Below are 21,699 nucleotides of genomic sequence, written 5' to 3'. Positions count from 1 at the left end.
AACCCCCGAAAAGGTACAATAACGAGAATTATGTAAATAAGCCGTCCAAATGGACGGCTTATTGTATTTTTTTACCTAGCGTGTTTTTTTCAAAAATACTGGCAGTACTCCATTACAATCAAACTAAGAAAAGCAAATCCCCCAAAACGAGAAAATTGACATCTCCTGATGAAAATGTACATTTTTTGTTTTATGGGTGTTAAAAAATTCTTAAGTTGATGGATGTGGCGGGACTCCACATAATAAAATAGGCAGGAACATTTTGTACATATCAAATATGTTTCTGCCTTTGATTTTATTGAGTCTAACATCTATGACCTAAATATAATTTAAATGGAGATTCTTTTTTATTTTATGATGATGTTTCTCTTGTGAAAGAGGCGGTATCGTTTAAAGCAACTTGCTATCTTATACTCAATAGACCAAATGAAGTGTTGCAATTGCTTGGCAGAACGATACGTCCTAAAGTTCCAGAGGAAGATTTGATCGCGCAGGCGTATCAAATGCTTGGAAATACTGAAAAGGCGAATGAAATGATGCAAATTAGTATGTACCAACATTTAATACAACTCGTTGCAACAATACCGAATTATGTAGTAGTAAATGCCTCAAGCGCTGAAAAGGTAGAGGTAATTTTAAATAGAGCTTTTATGTTAATAGACATGTATGAAATAGAAAAACTACATCCTAATATGACTTTAAAAGTATACTATGCTGCTGCACAAGTATATTGTATGCAAGAAAATTTTGAACGTGCATTAGAAATGCTACGGAAGTATGCAACAGTTTGTGCAGCTAGTTTTACAGTAAATAGCCTGCATTTACACGGCGATTCATATTTTGATGCAATTGATGGATGGTTTGCAGAATTTCCGCTTGGCGCTAAAACGGTTAGAAATGAAGAGATTATAAAGCGGAGTATGCTACAAAGTATTGCAGAGAACCCGATTTTCGCATCGATGAAAGACTTACTAGAGTATAAAAATATGATAGCGAGTTTGAAATTCAAATTGGATATAAAAGAATAGAGGGAGGACAAAATTATGGTCTTTGATGAATATGAAGTAGCGATAAATAGTGAAATAACTTTGCGTGGTACGATTACGAAGCCGAAAGATGATGGGAAGTATGCTGCTGTTGTAATTATCGTTGGATCTGGAGAAGTTGATCGTGATGGAACGATAGTGCCACTGAATATGAAAGGGAATATGTATAAAGACTTGGCACATCTGATTACAAACCTCGGAGTAGTTACATTACGTTTTGATAAACGTGGTGTTGGAGCCAGTGAGGGTGAATTTATGAAAGCTGGGATGTGGGATTTAGTATCCGATATAGAAGCTGTTATTGCGTATTTGAAAGAGCAACCATTTGTTGATCCGGAAAATATCATTTTAGCTGGTCATAGTGAAGGGTGTATGTTAGCGACTGTAGTAAACGCAAGAACACCAGTTAATGGACTCATACTTCTTACAGGAGCTGCGGAATCGTTAGAAGAAGCTACTAAAAGACAAAGAGAGATTATTTATAAAGAGTTAAAAGAGCAAAAAGGAATAAAAGGAAAGTTAATGCGTCTTCTCAATATTGAGAAACGAGGAGAAAAGCAGGCGCAAAAAGCAACAGAGAAAATGATAAACTCCAAAAAAGATATTGTTAAAATTGGTTTTAAGCCAATGAATGCAAAATGGCTTAGAGAGCATTTTCAGCATGACATTTATAAAGATTTAATGAAAGTAAAATGTCCAGTACTAGCAATTGCTGGTGATAAAGACTTTCAGACAAATCCTGAAAAAGCGAAGCGAATTGGTAATTATGTTAAGGGTGATTCTGAAGTATATGTAATAAAAAATATGGATCATACCTTAAAATATTTTGAAGGTGATTTTAAAGCGTTAGAATTTAAAAAGATTTATGCGGAAGGTGCAGATAAGCCGCTTCATCCGAAGCTGGAAGAAATTATTGTGAATTGGATGGATACGCATTTTATTTCGCAATATGCGGGCAGTAAGACTCTCAGCTCAATATTAGGAGAAGGTGAGGAAGTTGGAAGGGAGAGTAATTGTCTGTAAAAGATCGGTTGTTGTAGGTTAATCTAGTTTAGTATATGGGGTATAAGTTTTTTATCGTTGTTATCCATTTTAAAATTAAAAACCCTAATGATTTAAGTTTCAAAAACGAACATTTTTATTATTTTTATTGAAAATGTTCACTTTTATATTGCGTGTACACTAATAGTTTGTTATATTACCAATATAATAATTTTAAATAACATCACTCGTATATACTCGGTAATATGGTCCGAGCGTTTCTACCTAGTTCCCAATGAAAGAACTGGACTACGGGTTAAAGTATTCGGTCGTTCGGTGTATTGAGCCGCTACCGATCTATAATTTAGCAATGGTCTCATCTTTTGCTTAATTAACTTTGACTACCGTAGTTCTAGAAAGTAGAGATTCTTCTACAATTTCTAGAGCTTTTTTCTTTGGACCAAAACATCGAGTATAGAAAACAACAAGAGAAAGAGGAGAGATTATTTATGAAGAAAAACCTGTTGAAAAAATATGGTGCTCTAGCAACTACTATCGCATTATCATTCTCAATACTTGCAGGATGTAATGCTAGTCCAAAACAAGTAGCAGAGGCAAAAAGCACTCAAAACCCTATCTTAATTCAAGGCCCAATGCCAATAGAAGCTGAAAAATTTGCAAAAAGGTTAAAAAATGTGAAAGAAGAAAAATCTGGAACTTTTGTATTTTATAAAGGAACTGTAGACAATTATCCTGTAATCGTTGCGAAAACAGGTAAAGGAATGGAAAATACAGCAGCCGCTACAGCAGTGGCTATTGAAAAATATAAGCCTATAGCGATTATTAACCAAGGAACATCAGGTGGACATGATCCTAATTTAAACGTATTTGATATTGTTTTAGGAAAAAAAGTCGCGAATATAGGTTCATTAAAAACAACAAATATGAATGAGAACCAAGGGATTGAGCCGGCAAAATGGATATCTATGGACCTGATGGCTTCTGAAGGAAGTGCAGGAGAAGATCCAAATGCTGAGAAAATCCGATACTACGAGGGAGATAAGGATTTACTTGCAGCAGCTAATGCAGTAAAAGACAAGTATACAAAAGGTAAAGTGGTAGAAGGTACTATAGGTTCAGCAGACGTTTGGAATAATGAAGTTGATCGAATTAAGTGGTTCCATACAAAATACGGTACATCTGTAGAAGAAATGGAAGGCGCTGCCGCAGCGCAAATCGCAAAAGCTTATGACGTACCATTCTTAGGAATTCGAGTATTATCTAACAATAAAACAAACGGCGGAAAATACAACCCGAATACAGCAGCGGCAAATCAAGAATATGTATATGAAGTAGTTAAAAAGTATATAGATTCGGTGCCAAATAAATAAGTAAATAAAGGTAGTTCTATTCTCAACATAAACATCAAGTAACTCCAAAAGTTTCCGAGACAGATAGACCTATATTAGGATTAGTAGTTGGAAAAGAAAAGCTTGTTTCTTATTTGAAAAAGATAAGAAATGAGCTTTTTTATTTAAAATAAATTGAGTAATTAGTTTATAGCATTAATATATAACGTTGAATATCATAATAATATAATGGGGGTGAATGTAATATGGCTTTTACTACGGGTCCTATTGAAAACTTAGGAAATCAACCTGCTAATGCAAATAGAGTTAGGGTGAAGATCCTTAACCGTACTGCTGGCCCACTTACTGGAGTAGCTAGAGTTTTTAGACTTAACGGTTCAATAGTATTAATTGAACAGGTAAACTTCAATGTGAATTCTAATACTTCTGCTATTGAAACTCTAAGTTTAGTTCATCCTGCTTTTGGACAAGCATTCGAATATGAAGTTCAAATTGTACCTAATCAACCTGGTGGACTATATAGTGTTTATGGAATAACAGCTGAAAGTGTTATCATTACTGCACAACGTGTTGTGAACTCAGAATTAACACAGTTTCTTTAATTAAAATAGATTGGTGCCTCATGGTATCCAATCTATTTTTGTACATATTCTTCAGAGGAAGAAGGGTTTTACACAAAAATAAAGACGGTTATGGAAATAAGGAAAGGTCGAGCTATCATCTTGATTTTTATTATTCTTGTCCTAGACTCTATATGTTTTGTTGCACGGTTTTCTTTGAATGATTTTTATTCAAAATGTTTTTATGAACGATTCATCAAATATGTATAATTGCATAAAAAAATTGAAATTTATAAGTTATCATTAAACTACTTTTTAATTGTAAAGAATAGTTTAATAATCTTTACTAGAGAAGGATATTCCTTGTGAAAAGTAGATAAACCAAAAGTGTGGAAATGATACAGACTGAATAGGGTTTTGTATTAAATAAAAAGAGAAGGGGAATGGAGTTTTAAACGTTTTCGTAGTTTTAGGGAGAAAATTTTTAGTGAATGACTTCAAATTATATTTTAAAGGGGAAATGGGTATATGAAGTTCCGAAACACAAAACTTGCTATGGTTACACTATCTTCATTTTTTATTTTAGGTTCTGCATCTCTATCATTCACAGATATCATACAGGGTGAAGTAGTTTCAGTATCTCCACAAGTAGATACGTTTTCAGCACAAGAGATTACTGTAAAAAACTATGACGATACATATTATAATAACGCTATAGGAAAAACGGGTTTAGAATTAAAGAAGGAACTTCATAATGTTATTGATAATCATACAAAGATATCATACAGTGCGGTTTGGGAAGCGCTAAGAGATACTGATGAAGATCCAAATAATAAAAATAATGTGTTGCTCTTATATACTGGGCGTTCGCAAGGGAAACTTACGAATGGTTCAGGAGTTGATAACTGGAACCGAGAGCATGTTTGGGCAAAATCTCACGGTGATTTTGGAACGGCTGCAGGAGCTGGAACAGATCTGCATCATTTAAGAGCGACGGATGTATCTGTAAATAGTTCACGTGGAAATCTGGATTTTGATAATGGTGGTGTGAATCATTCGGAAGCGACAGAATGTAAATATGATAGTGATTCTTGGGAACCTCGTGATAGTGTAAAAGGAGATATCGCTAGAATGCTGTTTTACATGGCTGTTCGTTATGAAGGAGACAACGGCGAAATAGACTTAGAGCTAAATGAAAAGGTGAATAACAATAAAGATCCATACATGGGAAAACTATCTGTTTTACTAAAATGGAATGAACAAGACCCTGTCGATAATCTAGAGCGAAAGCGTAATGAAGTGATTTTTACAAAATATCAACATAATCGCAATCCTTTTATTGATCATCCTGAATGGGTGAATAAAATTTGGAACTAAGATGTTTAAAGGTATTATACTTTGATAGAAGGGATTGATCATTATGATCAATCCCTTCTTATGTTTATGTTAGAACAAATGGTTTTCATAGGAGTGGAATAGATTATAATAAAGCTTTTTACTTAAAGCAATAGTTTCAAGTGGTAAGCTTTATTTTCCTTCATTTGTATATGACTTTCACCGTACATACAAATTATTGCAACATTAGACAGGGAAACGAAAAAGATCCAAGAATATGTAATATAAAAAGAAAAGAGGGAAAGAGATGTGGAAAACTACCGATCTATGTGATGAATTTGAACAAGAATTACAAATATGTCGCCAGTCTTTTCAATCTTATGGGAAGAAAGAACAATTCTATGGGAAAATCGCAACAGTAAAAGTGAAGGATGATAATGTACTAGTGAAAGAGGGATTGCAAACATTACCAGAAGGAACGGTATTAGTTGTTGATGGTGAGGCCTCTACTAATTGCGCGTTACTCGGCGATAATTTGGCAGCTATTGCGGAAGAAAGAAAGTTGGCAGGAATTATTGTAAATGGATATGTTCGCGATTCTAGTGAATTAAAAAATATTAATATTGGTATTTTAGCGTTAGGGACGATGCCGAATAGAAGTGTAAAAGAAGGAAAAGGAGAGCGAAATATTTCATTGCAATTTGGTAAAGTTGAATGGAAACCGAATGAATATGTTTATGTAGATGAAGATGGAATTATTGTTAGTGATAAAAGCTTACATAGTGAGGGATGACTTCTATTAATGGAAGGCTATTAAGCTATTATTCTTAGAAAATAAATCCGATAAAGCATGGACAAAATTCTTTGTCAATAGTAAAATAATACAGAAAATCAAAATTTGCAGAATGTATAGGTTTATCGTATTTACGATAAAGTGAAACTTTAATCAGTGGGGATTTTGTTCATCCCCACTGATTATTAGCCTTCACCAATCGGGCATTTACGGGCAGTTGATCCCCACCTAACTTCTTTGCTTTCGCTGAATTTGAGGTGGGGGTCTTACTGCTCGGCGAATAGCGGGATAACTTGAAAAGGGAGTAAATTTTGCCTAGAAAAGTGAATGTTATCACAATGGTGCGTTCATAAACGAAATTATTTTTCCTATACAAATATAGCCGCGAATAATGCGGGTAGGAGGTGTTGTGCATTTTTGTTCGACACTTACAAAAAGAGAGTGTCAACCGCATACCCTTAAAGGGTCTTTTTTTGTGTAAATGTTAGTAAAGGGAGGGAATTTTGGGATGGCAATGTTAAAGAAATGGCTGCTTACATCATTAATGGCAGTGGCACTTGTATTTGTTTCTTTTGCGAATACAGTACATATTACGTTTGCTGAAGGAAAGACAGCGAAACTTGCAATTATTGGTGAATCACAAAAAGGAATTATGTTATGTCCGAAAGAAGTTTCCATTGAAGATGGAGAAACAGCTTTTAGTTTGCTACAAAAAGTCATGGGTGACAAGGTAACATCTGAAAGTATGTCATTTGGAACGTATATAAAGGGCATCGATGGATTAATGGCCGGAGCAACGAGCGGTTGGTTGTATGATGTAAATGACAAATCAGCAGAAGTTGGGGCGGATAGTTATAAATTAGAGTCTGGGGATGTTGTTGCATTTCGTTACGTCGCAGACTGGAGCAATATGAGTCAAGAAACGTTGCAACAAACGTTAGATAAATTTGGCACTTGTAAAACTGTAGAAGAGCCAAAGACAGAGGAACCGAAACCAGAAGAACCGCAAACAGAAAACCCAGATGGTAAAACAGAGGAACCAAAACCAGAAGAGCCGCAAACAGAAAACCCAGATGGTAAAACAGAAGAACCAAAACTAGAAGATAAAACAACAGAACAACCAAAGCAAGAGAAAGTCGAAATTTCAGCAGTACAATTAAACGAAGCGATTTCTAAAACGTCAGAAAAGATGTTACAAGATGGAATTGGTAGTGATTGGGTTGCGATTGGACTTGCTCGTTCAGGTGTAAATGTTCCACTTGAAACGAAAATAAACTATGTTAAGCCAGTAGCTGAAAAAGTTAAGAAGCGTTTAAATCGTTTTTCAGCAACAGATTTAGCTAGAACGATTATTATGATGAATGCAATGAACGTAGATCCTACAAAGGTAGAGGGACAAAATTTAGTACAAAATTTATTTGAATCAGATAAAGTGAATTCCGTTACAGGATACACATTTACATTACTTGCATTAGATACAAAGAAATATGAGGTTCCAGTTGAAGCGAAATGGAATCGAGCTGCTTTAGTACAAGCACTTTTAAACACGCAACATACAGACGGTGGCTGGACGTATGATAGTTCAAGTAGTAAAGAAAGTGCTAGTAACGTTGATGTAACAAGTATGGTATTAGCAGCATTAGCTCCTTATCAAGATCAAGCAGATGTGAAGCCAGCTATCCAAAAAGCTGTTGATTATTTATACAAGCAGCAGCTAGGCAATGGCGGTTTTGCCGCTGATGGACAAGAGAACTCTAATAGTACTGCACAAGCAATTATTGGACTATCGTTAGTTAAAGATGTAGACCACAATCGTCTTAATAAAGCAGTACAAAATTTAATGTCATATCAGCTTCAAAATGGTGAGTTCAAATGGTTACCAAGTGATCAAAACGGTAGTGGAATGGCTACAGAGCAAGCATTTTTAGCTTTACTTCAGTTTAAAGAGCTTGGAAAATCGATTTATGATTGGTCAAATGTAGTAGAGAATGAAATCGATACGAAACCAATTGTAGAACCAGAACCAACTGTAGAAGAAAAAGAAGTTGTAGAACAACCGAAACAACAAGAAGAGTTACAAAAACAACCAAAAGATGAAAATCTAAAAGTTGTTGTAGATAACGAACGAGTTAATAAAGAAACAAATACGAATAAGAATCAATTACCACAAACAGGAGCATCTTCTCATAGTGCAGCTACACAAGTAGGTATGGGTGTATTATGTATCGCTTCTGCATATGTATTATGGAGACGTAAAGCAGCTTAACAAAAATTAGGAGCAATCATTTGCTCCTAATTTTTATATGAAAGGTGAGGGGCAGCATGAGTAAGATGAAATGGTTCATTTCTTTAATTCTTTCATTGGGGTTATTAGCCGGATGTGAAGAAACGGCTGTAAAGCCGGAGAAGAAGGCAGAACCGAAGCAAGAAGAAAAAAAGGAAGTAGCGAAACAGGAAGAACAAAAAGCTGTACCAAAACCGGAAGAGAAACAAGCTGAACCGGAACAGAACCAACAAGAAGAGCAGAAAGATAAACAAGAGCAAAAAGTAGAAGAGAAACAAAAAGAAGAAAAAGCGCAGGAACAACCTGAAGTAAAGAAAGAAGAGAAACCAAAGGAACAGCCTGCTGTAAATAAACAACCAGAGCAACAAAAAGTACAAGAAGAGAAACCCCAGCAACCGAAAGCTCCAGAGGTTAAAGAAGAAGCAAAGGTTGTTAATCAGCCGAAAGAAACACCAAAGCAGGAACAAAAGAAAAATCCAGAAGAGAACAATAATGTACCAGCTCCGCCAACACCGGTACCACCACTAGATCCAGTACCACCACCAGTACCACCAGTACCTAAAGCAAAACAAGTTACTATCTCCGTAAAAGGAAATGAAGGATATTTATTAGGTGCGAAGAAGGTTGATGTACAAGAAGGAGACACTGTTTATAGTGTGCTAACGAGCACAGGATTAGAGGTTGATGCAATGGGCTCTAAAGGTGATATTTATGTAAAAGGTATTAATGATTTATATGAAAAAGATATTACTGCAACTAGTGGATGGAAATATCGTGTGAACGGTGCTTTTCCAAACTATAGTGCTGGTGTAGTTAAAGTAAAACCAGGAGATACAATCGAGTGGGTGTTTGTATTAAAATAGGAAAGGATCTTCGGTAAAGGACTATGAAAATAAGTTTTTCTTCTTTACATCCTTTTGTGAATTTTTTCTATTATATTGGGGTGATGATACTATGTATGATGTGTCTTCATCCTCTTTTTTTAATTGGAGCGATTATACTAATAGTAATTTTAAATATAGTACAAGGTAATGGTGAGAAAATAAGAAAGATGCTACCTAGTACTATCGTGTTCTTTTTGATGGTTATTTTATTTAACTCTTTATTAACACATAGAGGAGCGACTACGTTATTTCATTTAGGAGATAGCCGGATTAAGCTTGAGGCCTGTATGTATGGACTTGTTATGGGGTTATTATTAGTTGCGATTATGTTTACGTTTGCTTCCTATAACGATATTATTTCGAGTCATAAATTTTTATATTTGTTTTCAAGAATATCACCGAAAGTAGCATTGTTAACGATGATTACAGTGAGGTTTGTTCCTTTGTTTATTAGGCGGTTAAAGAAAATTACACTCGTCCAAAAAACGAAAGGTGTGCAATTAGATTCAGGTTCACTCATTGAGCGTATAAAAAATGGGATGAAATTACTGCAAGTGTTATTAGTTTGTTCGTTAGAAGATGCACTACAAACAGCAGATTCTATGCAAGCTCGCGGATTTGGTGTAACGAAACGTACGACTTATATTCGATATAGAATGGAAAGACGTGATTGGTATACGCTCAGTTATTTAATTTTGCTACTAATAACTTCATTCATATTTAGTTATTACGGCGGAGGGAAATTGATCATTTATCCGAAAGTGGAATCAATACTATTCCAGCAATATGATGGAATGATGTTTTTCCTATTTATGATGTTTATTAGTTTACCGATTGTAATGGAAGGAAGGGAATGGATATGGTGGCGCATGCAGAAATAAAGAATTTATCATTTATATATGCTGATGAGAATGAATACGCGTTACAGCACATTTCTCTTTCTGTTCAAAAAGGAGAATTTATAGTACTTGCTGGCGGTTCAGGTTCTGGGAAGACAACTTTATTAAAACATTTCAAAAAGGAGTTACTTCCAATTGGCACACGTTCTGGACATACATTTTATGATGGCGCTTTATTAGAAGATGTACCAGATTTATTATCTGCCCAAGAAATTGGGATGGTATTTCAAAATCCAGAAAATCAGCTCGTAATGGATACAGTTATTCAAGAATTAGCATTCTCTTTAGAAAATATCGGGCTATCATCACATATTATTCAAAAAAGAATAGCGGAACTCATTAGCTTTTTAGGATTTCAAGATTTGTTACATCAATCTGTTCATACTTTATCTGGTGGTCAAAAACAACTAGTAAATTTAGCAGCAGTATTAGTTATGCAGCCGAAGCTACTATTATTGGATGAACCGACAGCACAGTTAGATCCGATTGCTGCGAAAGAATTTTTAGGATTGTTAAAACGTATTAATGAAGAACTCGGAATTACGATAGTTTTAAGTGAACATCGTTTAGATGAAGTCATACCCCTCGCAACACGCGTTGTTTGTATGGAGAACGGCCGAATCATTTATGATGGTAGTCCTAACACTGTTATAGCGAAAATGTGGGAAGTAGAAAAATTTCGTCCATTTATTCCACAAATTCCAAGATTGTTTTTAGAGTGGAATGCGATAGATATCCCGTTTACAGTACGAGAAGCACAAATGAAAATGAATGATTTTTCAGCGATAACATATAGGAATGAGCAAGTGGAACAACGTGAGAAGCAAGAAGTGATTTTAAGTGCAGAGCATATATCTTTTCAATATGAAAAAAATAGTCCAATCATTTTGCGAGATTTAACAGTGAACATCGAACGAGGGAAATGGACAGTTCTCGTTGGAAAAAATGGTACTGGGAAGTCTACACTGTTAACGATTTTAGCAGGATTACAAAAAGCTAGAAGAGGGAAAGTAAAGTGGAATGGAAAAGTGATACATAAAATTGATTCGAAAGAACGATTTAAAAGTATAGGGTACGTATCGCAACATCCATACTATCATTTTACATTTGATACAGTTTGGGAAGAGGTTTATGAGCGTGCTCATGAATTATATGGTGAAGAGGGAAGAGTAATAGCAGAAGAGATGTTGGAAAAGTTTTGGCTAGATTCGCTTAAAGAGCGCCATCCACATGATTGTAGTGGCGGAGAGCAACAACTACTTGCATTATGTACAACGTTATTATCAAAGCCAACTTTATTATTACTGGATGAGCCGACAAAGGGATTAGATCCATGGAAAAAGGAAAGAGTAGGAGAGCTATTTAAACAGTTGCAAAAAGAAGGTACAACAATTGTAATGGCAACGCATGATATTGAGTTTGCAGCAAAGTATGTAGATCAGTGCATGATGTTATTTGACGGGAAGGTCATTATGAATGATGCTCCGAAAGAATTCTTTAGTGGTAACTTCTTTTATACAACATCTATTAATCGATTCATTCGTAAAGAGTTACCGTATGCATTAACGTGGGAGGATGTGTACGAAGCGTGTCCAAACGATATGTTGCATTCATAATATTTATTTTTGCCGTTGTAATGTGTACACTACTCTTTACGACTCTTATTATGGACGGTTATTACATGGTAAGTAGTTTGTTTTTATTAGCTATCATTATGTTACCTTTCTATATCCGTTTTGAAAGGAAGGCGTTTGTTTCACGTGAAATTGTTATCGTTGCTGTGTTAGCGGCGATCGCAGCAGTTAGCCGAGTACCATTTTCGATTTTACCGAGTGTACAACCGACTTCGTTTGTTATTATCGTTTCTGCAATTGTTTTTGGGAGTGAAACTGGCTTTATGATTGGGGCAACGGCGGCCATTGTATCTAATATTTTTTTAGGACAAGGTCCGTGGACGCCGTGGCAAATGTTCTCTTGGGGTATGATCGGATTTATAGCTGGACTATTACGTAATACATTTTTAATGAAAAAACTGTGGGGAAGACTGTTGTACGGATTCGTCGTTGGATTTTTATTTGGCTGGATTATGAATTTCTGGGGTCTTCTTGGTTTTATACAGGAAGCAACGTGGGAAACAGTTATTGCTTACTATGTCGCAAGTTTTTCTTTCGATCTTAGTCACGCGATATCGAATGTTATTTTCCTTTTGTTATTTAGTACGTCATGGATTACGATCCTCACAAGATTTAAAAAGAAATACGGTATATTAGATGAGCATAACGTGACATAGAAAAGCATACTCATATAAGGTAGGGTCGCGACTTACATATTCGTTTGCCTCTTTCATGCTTCTTACATATTGTAAGAAGCATTTTTTATTGTCAAAAAATAGATCCAATATACATCCTTTATCCTATAAAATTATTTGTATAATAGTAGGTGAGAACTTTTTTCAAGGGGGAGGTGTATAGTTAATGAAGTTAGTTATTCCGAAGCAACATGGTGCATGGGCTATGTTTGTTATACCATTTCTATTAAGTGTATTACTTGGTAAACCTACTTTTTATCATATCCCATTGTTTTTAGCCTGGTTCTTTATCTATCTAGCTACTTATCCATTTCTCATGTACATAAGGCAAAGACGAAAAAAAGAATTTCTACACGCTGCCATTGTTTATTTTATCATTGCATTTGTATTTGGGATGATTTCTTTATTATATGAATGGCGAATTCTTTTATTCGCAGTATTAATGATTCCATTGTTTATTGTAAATATGTATTACGCTCGTCAAAAAAATGAACGAGCATTACTAAATGACATTTGTGCGATTATTGTATTTTGTATAGGTGGTTTAATCAGTTATTATTTCTCCATGAAATTCATAGATAAAACAGCATTATTCATTGCGCTTATTTCATTTCTATATTTTTTAGGAAGTACGTTTTATGTGAAAACGATGATTCGTGAAAAAAATAATCCGAAGTATCGTTTTATATCTTGGGGATATCATATTGTATTAACGGTAATCGTATTTGCTATAAATCCATGGTGTTCACTCATATTTGTACCAAGTGTAATTCGGGCCATTATGTTGTATGGCAAAAAGATTTCTATATTAAAAGTAGGGATTTTAGAAATTGTTAATTCTGTATATTTTTTAATAATAACGGTAATAATGATGAAGTATGCCATTTGAAAAAAACTTCCCATCTTGTGATGGGAAGTTTTCATTCTTGTTCTAAAATGTGAACGGTATAATCGCATCTTTGTAATGCTTGCTCTACAGCGTAAAGGGATTGTTCAATACGTGCACGATTAAAATCTTCTTCAACAGTTTGTAATGCATCTTCTAAACAATGTTTCGCTTCTTGTAATGAATGAAAAGAATCTTGTACGTATCCACGAGCATTCTTTTGCAACGTAGTAGCCTCCTTTTGTGCATCTTTTTGTAGTATGAACAATAAAGAAGAAAATATAATTTTTTATATTTATTTGACAATTATAATAAAATTACGTATAGTTAAATTTAAAGTGAATATTTTCTTATCCAGAGAGGTGGAGGGACTGGCCCGATGAAACCCAGCAACCGCGATGCAGGTGCTAATTCCAGCAGAACATATTTGTTCTGGGAGATAAGACGAAGATATACGTAACTTCTTCTTATCGGAGAGGTTTTTTTGTTGCAAAAAAACCGATTACGAAAACATATAATAAGAAGAAAGGGGTTGCGGAGTACTGTGACACTCGAAAAATACGTAAAACTGCGTAGTACAGTTTATGAATATATGATAGAGCAAGATAAGCCAATATCATTGTTAGATATTCAAGAACATATCGTTTCGCATCATGAAGGAAAATTCACGAAAAAAATGTTACATCAATTTTATTTATCAAGACTATTAGATGAACTCAAACTGGATGGGAAAATTACTTTAGCTGATGATGAATATCGCTATGCTGAAAAAGGGGTATTTTATAAAGCGGGAAAAGGGAGCTAGGCTCTCTTTTTTTCTTGAAATAACGAAGTATGTAGCGTAAAAGACTGCTAAAGCAGCCTGATACAAGGGAATGGTGTTGAGTGTGTAGTGTCAAAGATTGAATGTGCCTGAAAGAGGCACTTCATTATCGGCTGCAAATAAAAGAGACACCTTCGCCGAATAGGTGTCAGTCGTTTTGTCACGTAGACTCGCTACTTGACAGTAATTAGAATAACATGCAGGGTTTTTGAAGTCAAAAGGGAATTAAAGGAAGAGGTGATAGGATGTACGCTTACTTATTAAAAGATATAACGAAATGGATTCCAAAGTACATTATAGATAAAGGTTATGAATATTATGAAGAGGGACATGTAGAAGATGTTGAAATACAAGAAAAGAAAGTATTTGCTTTCGTTACTGGAAATGCAGGAAACTATGAAGTAATTATTGACCTTACTGATTTTACAAAAAGCAGCTGCGAGTGTCCCTATGAAAATTATTGTAAGCATATGGCGGCAGTTGTGTACGATATTCAAGGTGCTGGTGAGAGTACGGTTAAAGAGAAACTGAACGGTTTAGAAAAAGAAGAGTTACTAACAGTATTAAATCGTTTGTTACAAAGTTCGAAAAATGTGCAAGTTGTAGAGAAGATGTTAAAGAAAGGGAAGATTTAATTGTAGAGGGGAGTTGCCTTGTAGTGAACGTACTAATTATATATGCTCATCCTAATCCTTCAAGCTTAAATGGAGCAATTTTAGAGCATGTACAAAAAGGACTTGGGGAAACAAATCATTCTGTTACGCTACTTGATTTATATAAAGAACAATTTGATCCAGTGCTTGTATTTAATGAAGAGAAAAAAAGACGGGATTTACTATATGAAGAAGAGACGAAGCGATATAGAGAATTAGTGAAAGCGGCGGATACTCTTCTTTTCATATATCCGATATGGTGGTGGGGCATGCCTGCTATTTTAAAAGGATTTATCGATCGTATTTTTGTAGCTGGATTTGCTTATAAATATGAGGGGTCATTACCGAAAGGTTTATTGAAAGGAAAGAAAGCATGGGTTATTAATACGTTAGACTCACCGTTATGGTACGTGGCACTATTATATCGATCAGCAGATTGGATTATGATGAAACGAGGGGTTTTACGTTTTTGTGGTATTCGCGATATAAAACGGTCTGTTTTTCAATCTGTGAAAACGAGTAAAGTAGAGAAGCGGGAAAAGTGGTTATTACAAATAGAAGAAAAGGCTCGTACATTATGAATGAACTTGATCGTATTATAAATTGCTGTAAGTATGATGACGAACTTTTTCGTACGTATATTAAGTGTTTAGTCCAATTGAAGAAGTGTAGTGAAACGTTAAAACAAATCCAGATACAATTAAGAAATGATTATTTAATAAGAGGGATTTGTGAAAGAGAAGTTGATGAGGTAGTACGGGGAAGTAAAGAATATGAAATACATTTTCTTCCTAAAGTATTACAGTGGAATTTCTTGAGGGAAAATCCACATTTGATTGAAAAAATATGTGAAGATTTTTTTGCATTTGAGGCATTAAATCTTACGGAAATAGAGTGGGGAACGATTATAAATTGCATGGGAAATAAATAAGAAACATAGACTAATGATAAATCCTGCATAAAGTAAATTAACAACACAAAATCCCATAATATCACGAGCACCTAAACCAGCTATTGCTAATGCCGGTAATGCCCAGAAAGGTTGAATTAAATTTGTCCAAGCATCGCCCCATGCAATTGCCATCGCTGTTTTCGCAGCAGGTACACCAAGTTCAGCGCCAGCTGGAATCATAATTGGTGCTTGCACTGCCCATTGACCGCCTCCAGATGGAACGAAAATATTAACAATTCCAGCACTTAAAAATGTAAAGAGCGGGAAAGTAGTTTCATTTGAAATGCTAATAAAGAAAGTAGAAATAGCTCCTCCAAGCGAAAGCCCTTCACTATTTACTCCAATCATCATGCCCATAATTCCAGCATAGAACGGAAACTGAAGTAAAATACCAGAAGCGCTCTTTGTTGAGTCAGAGAAAGCGCGAATATATTGAATCGGAGTACGGTGGAAAATAAGACCCGCAATTAATAACATAAAAATAACGATATCAAGTGTAAGGTTAAAGCCTTTCGTACTAAAATAGTTAAAAATATAAATAAGACCTAATAACCCGATGCAAAGTGTAATAATCATACTATTTTCCATTTTTTCAGCGAATGTTTTTTGCTCTACTTCTTGAGCTGCAGCTTCTTCACGGAATACACTTGGATCCACTGTAATCGTATGTTTTTCATCTGGATGCATTGCTTTATTAATGAGAGGCATCGTAATTAAAAAGATAATGACTGGAACGAGAGCGTATGGTGAGAATAACGTTTCTGTTATTGGAATCGCTTCTTTAATACTTCCAGCCGTTGTTTTGATTAAAGTTTCGCCGCCTGTTGCTAACGTAAGAGGGATAGAAGCAGAAAGGCCTGCATGCCAAATGAGAAATCCGGAGTAAGAAGAAGCGATTGCTAACCTATAATCTAATCCTTCTAACTGTCTTGCCACTTCTTTTGCATATAAAACAGAGACAACAATACCAAATCCCCAGTTTATGTATGCTCCTAGTAAACTTACAATTGAAATTGCGATAATACCTTGGCCGGTTCGTTTTCGGTAGTTTCGCTGCTTTCGTTAATCCTTTTTTAATAAGAGGAGCGTTTGCTAAAGCAGATCCCGTCACGAGTACAAGAGCCATTTGCATAGAAAAGGTGAGAAGTCCCCAAATGCCATTGCCCCAATGCGTAATCATTTCGACCGGTGTTTGGTGCGTTGCAAACATGCCGAAGAAGATAACGAAAACAGTTAATAAACATGATAAAATAAACGGTTCTGGTAAGAAACGCTGCACAAGGGCAACACATCCATTTGTAAATGAACGAAACAAAATAGATCAACCTCCTTATGTATATTTATTACAATATTCGAGGTTGTTTAGGTGATAACCTTTAATGCGCGGAAAATTCAGACGATTAAGAAGGTTGTCGTAATATCTAGGTAGATTGATAGTCTATGTTGAAATGTTATTTCATTTTGAACTGAAATATTTCAAAGAGGGGTATTACCCCATGCCCATCAACTTAAGGATTTAGACTATTCTTGAAGTAAAAAGCACGTTACGATTCTCTTATGTTAATGAGAAAGGGTGACGTGCTTTTATGAATATGAACCAAAAACTCTATAGTAATAATTTTGGCATTACCTCTCTGGTTATTAGAATATTTTTTCTTAATATATGCATACTAAACATACTATAAAAGGTACACAAAAAGTGAGGGAATCATGGCTAAATTTTTGACGCGTTTAAAATATAGAGACAATTCTAAGTTATGTTCAATACGAGACAATACTCATTTTCAGGAAAAAAATATTGAAGACTCCCTCTTAGACGCTGATTTATCCAAAAACATAGCTGATATTCAGAACATATTTCGTCAAGCTCCTGATTTAGTAATTCGGCGGTTTCAAATAACAGTAGATGGATTAGAAGCAGCTTTAGTATATTTGTCTGGATTAACAGATAAAGAATTGATTCAAAATCATGTTCTAAGTCCTTTGATGAATAGTGATTTTGATACCAATACAGAACTTCCAATTCCATTAGGACAAATTAAGATTATTAATACATTGAATCAGATTGAAAATGCTATTTTTGGGGGAGATAGTGTTTTATTAATTCACAGTCGAACAACAGCACATCAATTGGATACAAAAGGATGGCCACAAAGAAGTGTTGAAGACGCTCATAATGAAATAGCTCTTAAAGGTGCGCATCAAGCATTCATAGAAACTGGAAGTCAAAATATCGCAATGATTCGAAGATATATTCCTCATCGTGAATTAACGATAAAAGAAATAGTAATTGGTGTACGAAGCAAAACCAGGATTTCTATTTTATATTTGAAAGATGTAGCTTCGGAAGATGTGCTGAAGGAATTAGAAACAAGAATTCAAAATATTACAGTTGACGCTGTTGCTAGTAATGGCGAACTTATAGAATTCATTGAAGATAATCCTTACTCACCGTTTCCGCAATTTATATTAACTGAAAGACCTGATTTGGCAGTATCTCACATTCTACAAGGCAGATTTGTAACTGTAATGGATCATTCGCCTAATGTGTTAATTACTCCAACAAATTTTATTTCCTTTTTTCAAGGAGTGGATGATTACGGTACAAGGTGGTTAGGTGCTTCGTCTATTCGGGTGCTTCGTTTTATCGCCTTTATGATTGCTTTATTTTTGCCTGCGAGTTATGTTGCGTTTATTTCCTTTAATTTTGAAGTTATTCCTGTAGAGCTGTATTTATCTATTGCAGAATCAAGAACGCGCGTACCCTTTTCTCCAGTTTTGGAAGCATTACTTATGGAAATAACATTGGAAACGATGAGAGAAGGGGCTTTACGGATACCTACTCCAATCGGTCAGACAGTTGGAATTGTAGGTGGTATTGTCATTGGACAGGCGGCTGTTCAGGCGGGAATTGTAAGCAACATTATGATTATTGTTGTTGCTGTTACCGCCATCTCTTCTTTTGTTATCCCTAATTATGATATGGGAGCGGCAGTAAGGCTTTTACGCTTTCCGATGATGCTAGCAGCTGCCTTATTTGGAATTGTTGGACTTGTTATCGGGTGGATGACATTAATTGGACATCTAATCAGTCTTGAATCGCTAGGTACCCCTTACGGAACGCCATTAGCACCATTTCGCTTTGCGGATATGAAAGATACTTTCATACGCTTACCTTTATGGGCTTTAAGAAAGCGTCCTAAGGGTAATGGAACAATTCAATCTATTCGACAAGGAAAGAATCAAAATAAAAGGTGAAACTATGAAAAAGTATGCCTATAATGACATTACGCTTATACAGTACATTGTTTTAATTAATGGCATGCAGGTGGGCACTGGCGTTTTATCGCTTCCACGCGTGCTTGCAGAAAAAGCTGGAACAGATGGATGGATAGCTATATTGATTGGTTGGATATTCTCCACAATATCAGGTGTTTTTATGGTGAAAACTGCTGCAAGATATCCCGAGGATACGATTTATGACATTCTTATACGATTGTTTGGAAAAATAGTAGGGAAAGCATTCGTTGTTATTTACATGATGTATTTCGCTTTTTATTCTTGTATCGTTCTTGTGAACGCTATGCTCTATCTTAAGGGATGGCTTCTTCCAAAAACACCTGACTATGTCGTTATCTTTTTGTTTTCGATACCTACCTTCCTTGTTGCACGTAACGGCCCTCGTATTATAGGGCGGTACTCCGAACTTACTTTTTATATGATGCTTTGGATTCCGTTATTTTTTTTGATACCTCTTAAAGAGCACGGAAGTTGGATGCCATTCTTTCCGCTCTTAAAAGAGGGGTGGAAACCTATATTTACCGCTGTACCGACCACTATTTTTGCTTTTTTAGGATTTGATATTGCGTTCTTTTTATATCCCTTTTTACAAAAAAAACAGTATGCAGTCCATGGAATGGTTATTGCAAATACTTTAACGATGTTATTTTATTTATTCGCTACTATTGTTTGCTTTGCCTATTTTAGCCCTGATAGCATTACGCAATTTAACCAACCAGTACTAAATTTACTTAAAGTAATTGAGTTTCGTTTTTTAGAACGTTTTGACATGATTTTATTGGCTCTTTACTTACCCGTTGTTTCTACAGCATGGATTCCCATCATATATTGCGCTGTATTTTGTTCAAGCCAATTACTTGGAAAACAAGATCACAGCTCTCATGTAGTTGTTCTCTTATTGCTCATTATCGGCTTCATATTTTGGACTCATCCTAGTTGGAATGAAGCCGAAACTTGGCAACAGACATTATCGAATGCTGGTTTTGGATTAACCTATATATCACCTATCATTTTATGGCTGTATTGCTGTCTATATGAGAAGTTTCGCCAGGGGAGGATACATTGAAAAGAAAAGTACTATGTTGTATTTTGTTATCGGTGTTCATGATGACTGGATGCTTTGATCAAAGAAATGTTGAAGATGTTTCTCTTACTCTTGTTCTTGGCATCGATTTAGATCGTAATGATAATTTATTAGTGTATATATCAAGTCCTGTTTTCAATAAAGAAGCAAAGATAAAAGAAGAAACTACTGGTGTAAAATCTGCTACGGTTCGAAAAGCTAGAGACCAATTTGATGCTACGGTTATGGCGCTTACCGCGGGAAGTAAAACACAGATTATTTTAGTTGGAAAAAGGCTACTGAAAAGAAAAGACTGGGAAAATTACCTCGATCCATTTTACCGAGATCCCAAAAATACAGTTACCGCAAGGGTTGTCGCTGTAGATGGACCTGTTTCGGACGTCATCTTCTATAGCCCAAAAGATAAGCCGCGGCTTCCGATATATTTAACGACACTAGTTGATACAGCTTCTTTAAGAAATATCACAGTAAAAACAACTCTTCAAGAACTATATGAACAAAGAGCAGACAAAGGGGTAACAGCAAATATTACTGAGATGAAAAAAAAGGATAAAATATGGGTGACAGGTACAGCTTTATTGGATGAAAAAGGAAGGTATAAATTAACGCTAAAACCTGATGAAAACAAACTATTACGCATTTTGCAACAGGGAACTGCAGGTGAGTTTCCATTTACAGTTCCAATTAAGCTAAATTCGAATAGCCAAGATAAAGATTTGATAAGTTTTACTGCCTATGGTATTAAAGTAAAGACAAAGGCAAGATATGATAAACATTTTATATTTAATGTCGATGTAAAGATGAGAATCGGTATTACAGAACGGCTTTTTTCGTTTAATACAAGAAGGGACGCAGCAAAATTACAAAAGGCGATTGAAACTAAGCTGGAAGCTGATTTCAAGCAATTAATACAAAAAATACAAACTGCCAAAATCGACCCTATTGGGCTTGGAGAATATGCAAGAACTTACACATATCCAGAATGGAAAAAAGTCCAAAATAAATGGAATAACGAATTAGCAAAAGGCGATGTAAACGTCAAGGTTAATATTAAAATTAGCGGGATGGGAACGATTAAGTAACATGAATTCAACTGTAATTCGTAATAAAATTGCAAGTACCTTCTATTTTAGAAGGGGAAATACCTTTAATAGGGGTTTCGCCCCATCGCTATCAAGCTAATAAAAAGAAATACCCCCTAGAATGAAAAAATACGCTATTCTTTCTGTAGAATCATAGGAAAGGATGGCGTTTTTTATGTCTGTTTCTGTGTATGACGAATTACAACTATTTGCTCAAGAGATTCAAAGTTTTTTATCTCCAAATACCTTACGGGATCTTGCTAGAGATGTTTGCTTTGTACAACGAACCAGTAAGTACCAAGCAAAAGATTTAGTAGCTTTATGTGTATGGTTGAGCCAAAATGTAGCTATGACTTCTTTAACTCAGTTATCTAGCTGTTTAGAAGCATCAACAGAAGTACTCATCAGTCCTGAGGGACTGAATCAACGGTTTAATAAGGCGGCCGTCCAACTTTTACA

19 protein-coding genes, 3 pseudogenes and 2 riboswitches are annotated in these 21,699 nt (G+C 35.3%); of the genes and pseudogenes, 20 read left to right on the top strand and 2 right to left on the bottom strand.

The window, feature by feature from the left end:
* Window positions 1–356 precede the first annotated feature (356 nt).
* From BWGOE10_RS16530 to BWGOE10_RS16475, 12 genes and pseudogenes are all read left to right on the top strand, one after another.
* Window positions 357–1,028, top strand: a pseudogene (locus BWGOE10_RS16530) (transcriptional regulator); the annotation flags it as partial.
* A gap of 15 nt (window positions 1,029–1,043) precedes the next feature.
* A complete protein-coding gene (locus tag BWGOE10_RS16525) occupies window positions 1,044–2,069 on the top strand; it encodes an alpha/beta hydrolase family protein (RefSeq protein ID WP_070144092.1) in 1,026 nt (341 codons plus the stop codon).
* 186 nt (window positions 2,070–2,255) lie between these two features.
* Window positions 2,256–2,359, top strand: a riboswitch (purine riboswitch).
* Between the two features lie 177 nt (window positions 2,360–2,536).
* Window positions 2,537–3,418 (top strand): 5'-methylthioadenosine/S-adenosylhomocysteine nucleosidase, encoded by an 882-nt coding sequence (locus BWGOE10_RS16520; protein ID WP_070144091.1) that lies wholly within the window; start codon window positions 2,537–2,539, stop codon window positions 3,416–3,418.
* A gap of 224 nt (window positions 3,419–3,642) precedes the next feature.
* A complete protein-coding gene (locus tag BWGOE10_RS16515; protein WP_070144090.1) occupies window positions 3,643–3,999 on the top strand; it encodes an ATPase in 357 nt (118 codons plus the stop codon).
* A 486-nt stretch (window positions 4,000–4,485) separates the two neighbouring features.
* Window positions 4,486–5,334 (top strand): endonuclease I family protein, encoded by an 849-nt coding sequence (locus tag BWGOE10_RS16510; RefSeq protein WP_070144089.1) that lies wholly within the window; start codon window positions 4,486–4,488, stop codon window positions 5,332–5,334.
* 265 nt (window positions 5,335–5,599) lie between these two features.
* A complete protein-coding gene (rraA, locus tag BWGOE10_RS16505; protein WP_070144088.1) occupies window positions 5,600–6,085 on the top strand; it encodes a ribonuclease E activity regulator RraA in 486 nt (161 codons plus the stop codon).
* Window positions 6,086–6,593: 508 nt separating this feature from the next.
* Window positions 6,594–8,351 (top strand): DUF4430 domain-containing protein, encoded by a 1,758-nt coding sequence (locus tag BWGOE10_RS16500; RefSeq protein ID WP_070144087.1) that lies wholly within the window; start codon window positions 6,594–6,596, stop codon window positions 8,349–8,351.
* A 56-nt stretch (window positions 8,352–8,407) separates the two neighbouring features.
* The gene (locus BWGOE10_RS16495) at window positions 8,408–9,232 is read left to right on the top strand and encodes a DUF4430 domain-containing protein (RefSeq protein ID WP_070144086.1); all 825 of its coding nucleotides are present in this window, start codon (window positions 8,408–8,410) and stop codon (window positions 9,230–9,232) included.
* Between the two features lie 23 nt (window positions 9,233–9,255).
* On the top strand, window positions 9,256–10,134 hold the full coding sequence (locus tag BWGOE10_RS16490; RefSeq protein WP_070144085.1) for an energy-coupling factor transporter transmembrane component T: 879 nt from the start codon (window positions 9,256–9,258) through the stop codon (window positions 10,132–10,134).
* Window positions 10,107–11,768 carry an ABC transporter ATP-binding protein gene (locus BWGOE10_RS16485; protein WP_070144084.1) on the top strand — a complete coding sequence of 554 codons (1,662 nt, stop codon included), beginning with the start codon at window positions 10,107–10,109 and terminating at the stop codon, window positions 11,766–11,768. The genes BWGOE10_RS16490 and BWGOE10_RS16485 overlap by 28 nt, the downstream gene beginning before the upstream one ends.
* Window positions 11,741–12,442, top strand: coding sequence for an ECF transporter S component (locus BWGOE10_RS16480; protein WP_070144083.1), 702 nt, complete (start codon window positions 11,741–11,743; stop codon window positions 12,440–12,442). The genes BWGOE10_RS16485 and BWGOE10_RS16480 overlap by 28 nt, the downstream gene beginning before the upstream one ends.
* A 184-nt stretch (window positions 12,443–12,626) precedes the next feature.
* Window positions 12,627–13,349, top strand: a complete 723-nt coding sequence (locus tag BWGOE10_RS16475; RefSeq protein ID WP_070144082.1) for a YwiC-like family protein — start codon at window positions 12,627–12,629, stop codon at window positions 13,347–13,349.
* A gap of 31 nt (window positions 13,350–13,380) precedes the next feature.
* Here BWGOE10_RS16475 and BWGOE10_RS16470 read toward each other — a convergent pair whose 3' ends face one another.
* Entirely contained in the window at window positions 13,381–13,572 is a 192-nt protein-coding gene (locus BWGOE10_RS16470) for a hypothetical protein (protein ID WP_002137285.1), read from the bottom strand.
* 121 nt (window positions 13,573–13,693) lie between these two features.
* Window positions 13,694–13,792: riboswitch (SAM riboswitch) on the top strand.
* A 38-nt stretch (window positions 13,793–13,830) separates the two neighbouring features.
* Here BWGOE10_RS16470 and BWGOE10_RS16465 point away from each other — a divergent pair.
* From BWGOE10_RS16465 to BWGOE10_RS30255, 4 genes are all read left to right on the top strand, one after another.
* Entirely contained in the window at window positions 13,831–14,151 is a 321-nt protein-coding gene (locus tag BWGOE10_RS16465) for a hypothetical protein (protein ID WP_002110869.1), read from the top strand.
* A 263-nt stretch (window positions 14,152–14,414) separates the two neighbouring features.
* The gene (locus BWGOE10_RS16460) at window positions 14,415–14,804 is read left to right on the top strand and encodes an SWIM zinc finger family protein (RefSeq protein WP_070144081.1); all 390 of its coding nucleotides are present in this window, start codon (window positions 14,415–14,417) and stop codon (window positions 14,802–14,804) included.
* 23 nt (window positions 14,805–14,827) lie between these two features.
* Complete coding sequence (locus BWGOE10_RS16455; protein WP_070144080.1) at window positions 14,828–15,403, top strand: NAD(P)H-dependent oxidoreductase; 576 nt, start codon at window positions 14,828–14,830, stop codon at window positions 15,401–15,403.
* On the top strand, window positions 15,400–15,753 hold the full coding sequence (locus BWGOE10_RS30255) for a group-specific protein (RefSeq protein ID WP_081338159.1): 354 nt from the start codon (window positions 15,400–15,402) through the stop codon (window positions 15,751–15,753). Before BWGOE10_RS16455 ends, BWGOE10_RS30255 begins: the two co-directional genes overlap by 4 nt.
* Here BWGOE10_RS30255 and BWGOE10_RS16450 read toward each other — a convergent pair.
* Window positions 15,697–17,089 (bottom strand): annotated as a pseudogene (locus BWGOE10_RS16450) (short-chain fatty acid transporter). The gene BWGOE10_RS30255 and the pseudogene BWGOE10_RS16450 overlap by 57 nt on opposite strands.
* A gap of 395 nt (window positions 17,090–17,484) precedes the next feature.
* Here BWGOE10_RS16450 and BWGOE10_RS16445 point away from each other — a divergent pair.
* The 4 genes and pseudogenes from BWGOE10_RS16445 to BWGOE10_RS16430 all read left to right on the top strand — a co-directional run.
* Window positions 17,485–19,032: a spore germination protein gene (locus BWGOE10_RS16445; protein ID WP_070144079.1), complete on the top strand. Its 1,548-nt coding sequence runs from the start codon at window positions 17,485–17,487 to the stop codon at window positions 19,030–19,032.
* 4 nt (window positions 19,033–19,036) lie between these two features.
* On the top strand, window positions 19,037–20,140 hold the full coding sequence (locus BWGOE10_RS16440) for a GerAB/ArcD/ProY family transporter (protein ID WP_070144130.1): 1,104 nt from the start codon (window positions 19,037–19,039) through the stop codon (window positions 20,138–20,140).
* On the top strand, window positions 20,137–21,240 hold the full coding sequence (locus BWGOE10_RS16435; RefSeq protein ID WP_070144078.1) for a Ger(x)C family spore germination protein: 1,104 nt from the start codon (window positions 20,137–20,139) through the stop codon (window positions 21,238–21,240). Before BWGOE10_RS16440 ends, BWGOE10_RS16435 begins: the two co-directional genes overlap by 4 nt.
* Before the next feature lie 175 nt (window positions 21,241–21,415).
* Window positions 21,416–21,699: pseudogene (locus BWGOE10_RS16430) on the top strand (IS4 family transposase); the annotation flags it as partial.

It is taken from the genome of Bacillus mycoides (assembly GCF_001757995.1).
In the GTDB taxonomy this organism is placed as follows: domain Bacteria; phylum Bacillota; class Bacilli; order Bacillales; family Bacillaceae_G; genus Bacillus_A; species Bacillus_A mycoides_B.
Note: the sequence above shows the minus strand (reverse complement) of the source record. Positions and strands in the feature narration are given on the sequence as shown.